The sequence below is a fragment of the Micromonospora sp. NPDC049679 genome (assembly GCF_040659735.1).
Taxonomy (GTDB): Bacteria; Actinomycetota; Actinomycetes; order Mycobacteriales; family Micromonosporaceae; genus Micromonospora_I.
In genome coordinates this window covers 162,841-169,472 of sequence record NZ_JBFANZ010000007.1, presented here as the reverse complement: position 1 = coordinate 169,472, position 6,632 = coordinate 162,841, and the positions used below count along the sequence as shown (strand labels likewise).

Below are 6,632 nucleotides of genomic sequence, written 5' to 3'. Positions count from 1 at the left end.
TAGGCGGCGATCGCGGCGATGCCCATCGTCATCTGGGTGGAGACCCGGATCCCGGCCAGGATGACCGGCCAGGCCAGCGGGATCTCCACAGTGGCCAGCCGTCGCAGCGGGCTCATCCCGATGCCGCGCGCGGCCTCGGTGAGTTGCGGGTCGATCTCGGTCAGCCCGACCACGGTGTTCCGCAGGATCGGCAGCACCGCGTAGAGCGTCAGCGCGACCAACGGCGGCATGTAGCCCAGCCCCAACGGCGGGATCAGCAGGCCGAGCAGCGCGAACGACGGGATCGTCAGGACCGCCGCGGCGATCGCCACCGCGATCGCCCGGCTCCGCCGGTGCCGGTACGTGGCGACAGCGATCAGCACCCCGATGACCGTGGCGATCGCGACGGACATCAGCACGATATTGGCGTGTTCCAGAGTCTGCGCCAGCAGCAGGACACGGCGACTCTGCAGGTATTCGAAAAACGTCATGCGTCACCTCCCTTGCTGCGGTTCGGACAAATCCGCAGGCGGCCCACGGATGCACACGCATGCGACCGCGGCCCTGGCAGTAGTGACCGCGGTCGGACGAGATACCCAGGCGCTCGGCTCGCTAATCGTTACGAAGGTCACGGTTGAGCCAATATCGACCTATCTCAACATTTAGCGGGGACTGGTTGCACCGGCGAGTCTCGCTTGTCCCGCGTCCCCGCGGCGTTGGTGCGGAACGGCCGCGCGTCCGGAATAGTTCGCGGGGTGATCGAGGATGACGGGTGGCTGTGGCTGGAGGAGCTCGACGCCGCGGACGCCGCCGCGTGGGTGCGGGAGCGCAACGCGGAGACGGTCGCGGCGCTGGCCAGCGGTGACGGGTTCGACCGGCTGACGGCCGAGCTGCGGCAGGTGCTCGACGCTGACGACCGCATTCCGTACGTGCGCTGGCGCGGGGAGCACCTCTACAACTTCTGGCGCGACAGCGCCCACCCACGCGGCCTCTGGCGGCGAACCACCCTCGACCAGTACCGCCGGCACGAGCCGGAGTGGGAGGTGCTCCTCGACGTCGACGCGCTCGCCGCCGAGGAGGGCGAGAACTGGGTCTGGCAGGGCGCCACGGTGCTGCGTCCCGAATACGAGCGTGGCCTGATCAGCATGTCCCGCGGTGGGTCCGACGCGGCGGTCGTCCGCGAATTCGACCTGAAGCGTCGCGCGTTCGTGGCGGAGGGCTTCACGCTGCCCGAGGCGAAGAGCCGGGTGTGCTGGATCGACGTCGACCACATCTACGTCGGCACCGACTTCGGGCCCGGCTCGCTGACCTCGTCGGGCTATCCGCGCATCGCCAGGAAGTGGCGGCGGGGCACGCCGCTATCGGACGCGGAGACCATCTACGAGGGACGGACAGACGACGTTTCCGTGTACGCGACGCACGATGCGACACCCGGCTACGAGCGTGACTTTGTGGGGCGTCGCCTGGACTTCTTCCGCAGCGAGGACTACTTCCGCAATGGCGCGGGGGAGCTGGTCCGGATAGCGGTGCCGGAGGACGCCACCTGGGACGTGCACCGGGAGTGGCTGCTGATCCGACCGCGTTCGGCGTGGAGCGTGGACGGGGTGACGTACCCGGCGGGTGCGCTGTTGGTGACCCGGTTCGACGCGTTTCTCGCCGGTGAGCGGGAGCTGACGGTGTTGTTCGAGCCGGACGCGCGTACCTCGTTGAGCTCGTACGCCTGGACCCGCAACCATCTGATCCTGGTCCTGCTCGCCGATGTGCGGACCCGGCTGGAGGTGCTCACCCCGCACGGGACGGGCTGGCGGCGGGCGCCGCTGCCGGGGGTGCCGGAGTTCGACTACACCGGCATCCTGGACACCGAGCCGGACCGCAGCGACGCGTACCTGCTCTCCTCGGCCGGTTTCCTGCAGCCGGACTCGCTGCGGCTGGGCGAGGTCGGCGGGGCGGTCGAGACGCTTAAGCAGGAGCCGTCGTTCTTCGACCCGGGCGGCATGACCGTCCGGCAGTTCTTCGCCATCTCCGCCGACGGCACGTCGGTGCCGTATTTCGTCGTCGGCGATCCGAGCAGCTCCGGCCCGACGCTGCTCACCGGGTACGGCGGGTTCGAGATCCCGCTGACCCCGCACTACAGCGGGGTGACCGGGCGGGGCTGGCTGGCCCGGGGCGGCACGTACGTGGTGGCGAACATCCGGGGAGGCGGCGAGTACGGCCCCGAATGGCACCGGGCGGCGCTGCGCGAGCGGCGGCCCCGGGCGTACGAGGACTTCGCGGCCGTCGCGACGGACCTCGTGCGGCGCGGGATCACCGAGCCGGAGCGGCTCGGCATCGAGGGCGGCAGCAACGGCGGTCTCCTTATGGGTGTCATGCTGACCCGCTATCCGTCGCTCTTCGGCGCGGTCGTCGCGCAGGTGCCGCTCTTCGACATGCGGCGCTATCACCGGCTCCTGGCGGGCGCCTCGTGGATGGCCGAGTACGGCGACCCCGACCGGGACGACGACTGGGCGTACCTGCGGGAGTACTCGCCCTACCACCAGGTGCGGGCCGGACAGCCGTACCCGCCGGTCCTGCTCATCACGTCGACACGGGACGACCGCGTGCACCCCGGGCACGCGCGGAAGATGGCGGCCCGGCTGCGCGAGCACGGCCACGACGTGTCCTACTACGAGAACGTCGAAGGCGGGCACGGTGCCGCGGCGGACAACGAGCAGCGCGCGTTCATCTCGGCGCTGACGTTCGAGTTCCTGTGGCGGCGACTCGCGAGCGTGAACGCCTGACGTTGCCGACGCTTGCGAGCGTAAGTATCTCCCCGAGCCGTGCGCGACGTATCTGTGCGCGTACGTGCGCCGGCCGGGCGTGTGCACGTACGCGCACAAGCAAGCGGTTGTGCGCGTACGTGCACATGGAAGTGTTGAGTGAGGATCGGAAGCGGCGCGCGATCTGCCTCTGTTGGTGCCGATCAGGACGTCGTACACGCCGCCTTGGCGAGACGCTCGTCCCACAGACGACGAGTCGTTGCCCGCAGTGCCGTAGGGAGAGGTTCGCCAACCCGGTGCAGAAGGAAGGCGGGGCCGGGGAGGCTGTCCGGGGGCCGCCGTGTGTGCAAAGGTGCGAGCGATCGTGTCCACGGTCGGGCGACGTGTCAGCGCATGCTTGCGTTCCGAAGTGAGTGTTGAGACACCGCCTGACTAGTGCCGACCGGGTACGTCGGGGGCCGGGAACCAGGCGTCGTCTTCGAGTTGGCCGAGATACAGGTACGCCCAGTTGCCCCCGCCCGCATGCACTCGTGCGAAGAACGCACAGGCTTCGTTGATGTAGATCCCGCCCCCGGCCTGCCCCTTAATCGACCCGAGCCGCTTAGCGAGTAACCTCGCCGGCCCTGGGCCCACGTAGTCGGACAAGCGGTGCTCAATCCTTGCTCGGCCGGACGCCACCTCGTACTTGATGTTGCCGTCGACTTTCAGGACGTAATGGATGCCGACGTGCGGGCCTACCCAGGGGTCACCCGGAGCGAGGTCGGGCGGCGGGACAGGGGTGATTTCCTTCCCGTCATAGTCGAACTTGAGGAACTCGTTGTACGTGCCCGCGAAATACGCCCCGTCCCGGTCCGGGACAAGAACGTCGCGGTACTCGTTGATGTAGAACGATCCTCCGGGGAAGCCGTTCAGTTCTTGCTTCACCATGTTGACCATCTCGACGAGGCGGTCATGGCGGTCCGTGGTGAGCAGCTGCTTCTCCCGGTCGCTGACTCGGTAGATCAGTCGGACTTCCATTCGTCCACTCGGCCCGTGGACGACGGAGTACTTGGCGTCTTTGGGGGCATTTGAGGGCGACAGCCCTGGATAGCGCACCAACATGTGGCCTCCTTGATCGCTCAGCTAACCGCGGGCGCGTTCGTGGAGATGTCGATCGCCGCCTCCAACCGACTCGCGCATTGGAGGTGAGCGTAGTGCATCGATTCGATGTCGGCAGATGACTGTTATCGGCACTCAAGCCCGCACTCAATCTGTGGGGCTCACCAGCAGACCAGGAGGTACAGCCGTCGAGTTTGGACTCCCCGTTCGTGGCGTGACCAGCGAAGGGAGGTCAGGAGGGCCACGCAAAGCCGCCCGGGACGTGGGCGAGAAAACGGCGTTGGCCGCCTTCCATGTACCACGCTCGTCCATCGTGGGTCACGGAAAAGCTGATACCGCGATCGAACAGTTTCCGCCACGCGTCCAACACTCGGCGTGCATTTGTGGCTAGTTCGACAGGCGCAGGATCGTCCACAAGGGCGAACTCTGTCGCGCCGTCGGGGGCGCGCCGTTCGATGACTCCGCCACGCTTCTGCCGAAGTCGGTAGCTGCCGCCATCCTTGTCCGTGGGTCCGGGCAAAGGGCTGCCCGGTGTTAGGGCGGCCGTATCGCCTGGATCTAGATCCTGCGGTTGTGGATCGGTCGACTCGACCTCGAACGGCTCGGTTAGCTGCCCAGCAACGTACGGCGCGAGTCCGGCGGAGTCTTCCCCCCACACGAGCACCAGCCGACGAAGCGGCGTTACGCGAAACCGGCCGCCCGGGCGGCCACGCACGCGTTCGACCATCGTGAACACGTGCTGGGGATTACGGATCAATGCCCCAGAGCTGTTGGTCACGGTGCCAAGGGTGTCGACCGAGTACTCCTGGCCGACAAGCATCCCTTCCCAGCGAACAGGCTCATCCGGCGGGCGATGACCCAGCCGGTCCCACTCCTGTTCCTCGGTCGGCCGCGGGGTGGCCGGCGGCCCGGACATCCGCTCCGGTTTCTGATCTGGGTCGAGCGGCCAGCACTGGTAGTGGTTGGTTCCTTCGCCGGTGAGGTCCGCCCAGTCCTCCTTGGCATAAATCTGTTCGTCGACCGTCCCGGCCACATACATCAGGTGCATGTCGGCGTGCTTGCGCGGTGCCGACTCATCGAAGTGACGGCGTAACACCCGTCCGAGCGCCTGAATCCGCTGCCGAACACTGGAGGTAGAAGCGACTGAGACGCCGATATCGGCCTCTGGCACGTCGATGCCCTCGACGAGGGATTTCACGGATACAAGTACCTGGACCTCGCCGGTACGGAATCGCTGTAGGGCGTGAACCCGGTTGCGCGTTCCGAGCCGCGAATGTTCCAACGCGATCGACACGTCCGGCATCTGCGACACGAGTTGGTCGTATAGCGCCTGCGCTTCTGACACTCGTTCGTGGAACAACAGCACCCGTCGCGCCTTGCCATTCCGCAAAGCCTCTGTGATGATTCGTTGCGCCACCCGGCTCCGCTCGACTGCCCGGTAGAGCAGATCCTTGCGTCGCGCCGTCATCGCCATGTATCTGCGCGCGACCTGTCCAACGTCGTCACGACGCGTCTGCAACTGCTGTGCACGACCCGACTCGAAGCCCAGAGACCGCAGCTCGTCGGCTAGGTCGTCCACCCGTCGGCTGATTGCGTCGTACTGCCGCTGTTCCTCGTCCACGAGCCGTACCCCGTGATGATGGATGTCGTAGTCCGGCAACCATCCTTGGAGTCGTGCATCGCGCAACGTGAAGCGGTACACCACGGATCCCAGCGAACGACCGACAAGTTGTTCGTCGTATCGCAGCGGCTGCCCTGCTTCGTCTAGCTCCTCGCGGTCTGGAGTCGCGGACAGGCCTAGCCGATAAGCTGCGTCTGTCTTCAGCACCTGGGCGAACGTGGGTGCACCGGCACGGTGGCACTCGTCGACCACGAGCATCAGAGGCTGTGCCGCACGGGCTAATGCTGGCAGCTGCTTCGCAGCGGTGTTGAGCACTCCCACCAGAGCTCGGCACCGGGACAGATCGGCCGATTTGCCGGCACCGAGCAGGCCAATCTCTGATGGTTGAAGGGTGGTATACCGCGTTAGCACGGCTTGCCACTGTCGAGCGAGGGCCTCGGTAGGGACAACGACGGCAAGCCGGAGGTCAGGACTTTGTTCGGCGGCGCGGGCTGCGCAGGCGAGCGCGATGAGCGTTTTGCCGCCACCGGTCACGATCTCGAGTGTTCCGCGGTACGGCCCGCCAGCATCGCCGCGGGTCCACGCTTGCACCGCATCGGCCTGCCATGGCCACACCGCGAAGTCACGTGTCTTAATCACTGCGACTGAGTCTTCCTGTCGTCGAGCACGCGGCGCACCTCGTCATGGATGAGGGCGGGCAAGGTGGTGCGCGCCCAGGCAGCTAGTTCCGCGCGTACCGTCGCCGCGACTACGTCTGCCAAACGATCAAGATGATTGTCGTCGGCGGGTGTGGCCGAGACGCTCGGCGGTCGCCTGTCGGCGTCCTGGTCGGGGTCGTCCGGCCGTGAGGTCGCGGTTGAGGGCAGGGCGAACGCGGCGTTCGCGACATGGTCGAGAGCGAGACGGTTGTCCGGGATCGTGAGGCTGGACTCGGCTCGAGCGAGCAACTCGGCTTGCGAGAGCTTGAGGGCATCGGCGAGCTGGCGTAATGCCTTCGGAGAAGGAGTCTTTGTACCGTTCTCCAACTCCGAGACGTAGGGATAGCTGAGGAGGGCTCGTTGAGCGACCTCCTTGCGCTTGAGCCCGAGCTCCGCCCGACGCACCTGGATGGCTCGACCGAGACCCCGAGCGTGGTCCTCCATGATCGACCTCCGGCTAGCGTAAAAATTCTGCAGATA

The 6,632-nt window shown here is 66.6% G+C and carries 5 protein-coding genes; 1 reads left to right on the top strand and 4 read right to left on the bottom strand.

The features are described 5' to 3' along the window. Positions 1–470 (bottom strand): ABC transporter permease (locus tag AB0J06_RS07460; RefSeq protein ID WP_357425691.1); only part of this gene is annotated, 470 nt, incomplete at its 3' end. A gap of 264 nt (positions 471–734) precedes the next feature. On the opposite strand from AB0J06_RS07460, the gene AB0J06_RS07455 reads away from it, so the two are divergent. After that, a complete protein-coding gene (locus AB0J06_RS07455) occupies positions 735–2,756 on the top strand; it encodes a prolyl oligopeptidase family serine peptidase (RefSeq protein ID WP_357425689.1) in 2,022 nt (673 codons plus the stop codon). A 411-nt stretch (positions 2,757–3,167) separates the two neighbouring features. On the opposite strand, the gene AB0J06_RS07450 is transcribed toward AB0J06_RS07455, so the two are convergent. The 3 genes from AB0J06_RS07450 to AB0J06_RS07440 all read right to left on the bottom strand — a co-directional run bounded on the left by AB0J06_RS07450 (position 3,168) and on the right by AB0J06_RS07440 (position 6,596). After that, positions 3,168–3,836, bottom strand: coding sequence for a hypothetical protein (locus AB0J06_RS07450; RefSeq protein ID WP_357425687.1), 669 nt, complete (start codon positions 3,834–3,836; stop codon positions 3,168–3,170). A 229-nt stretch (positions 3,837–4,065) separates the two neighbouring features. Further along, positions 4,066–6,093 carry a DEAD/DEAH box helicase gene (locus AB0J06_RS07445; RefSeq protein WP_357425685.1) on the bottom strand — a complete coding sequence of 676 codons (2,028 nt, stop codon included), beginning with the start codon at positions 6,091–6,093 and terminating at the stop codon, positions 4,066–4,068. Beyond that, complete coding sequence (locus tag AB0J06_RS07440) at positions 6,090–6,596, bottom strand: helix-turn-helix transcriptional regulator (protein WP_357425683.1); 507 nt, start codon at positions 6,594–6,596, stop codon at positions 6,090–6,092. The genes AB0J06_RS07445 and AB0J06_RS07440 overlap by 4 nt, the downstream gene beginning before the upstream one ends. Positions 6,597–6,632 lie beyond the last annotated feature (36 nt).

Excerpts from the sequence above, each read along its gene's own strand:
- AB0J06_RS07440 (WP_357425683.1), bottom strand. The coding sequence starts at position 6,596 with ATGGAGGACCACGCTCGGGGTCTCGGTCGAGCCATCCAGGTGCGTCGG.
- AB0J06_RS07450 (WP_357425687.1), bottom strand. The coding sequence starts at position 3,836 with ATGTTGGTGCGCTATCCAGGGCTGTCGCCCTCAAATGCCCCCAAAGAC.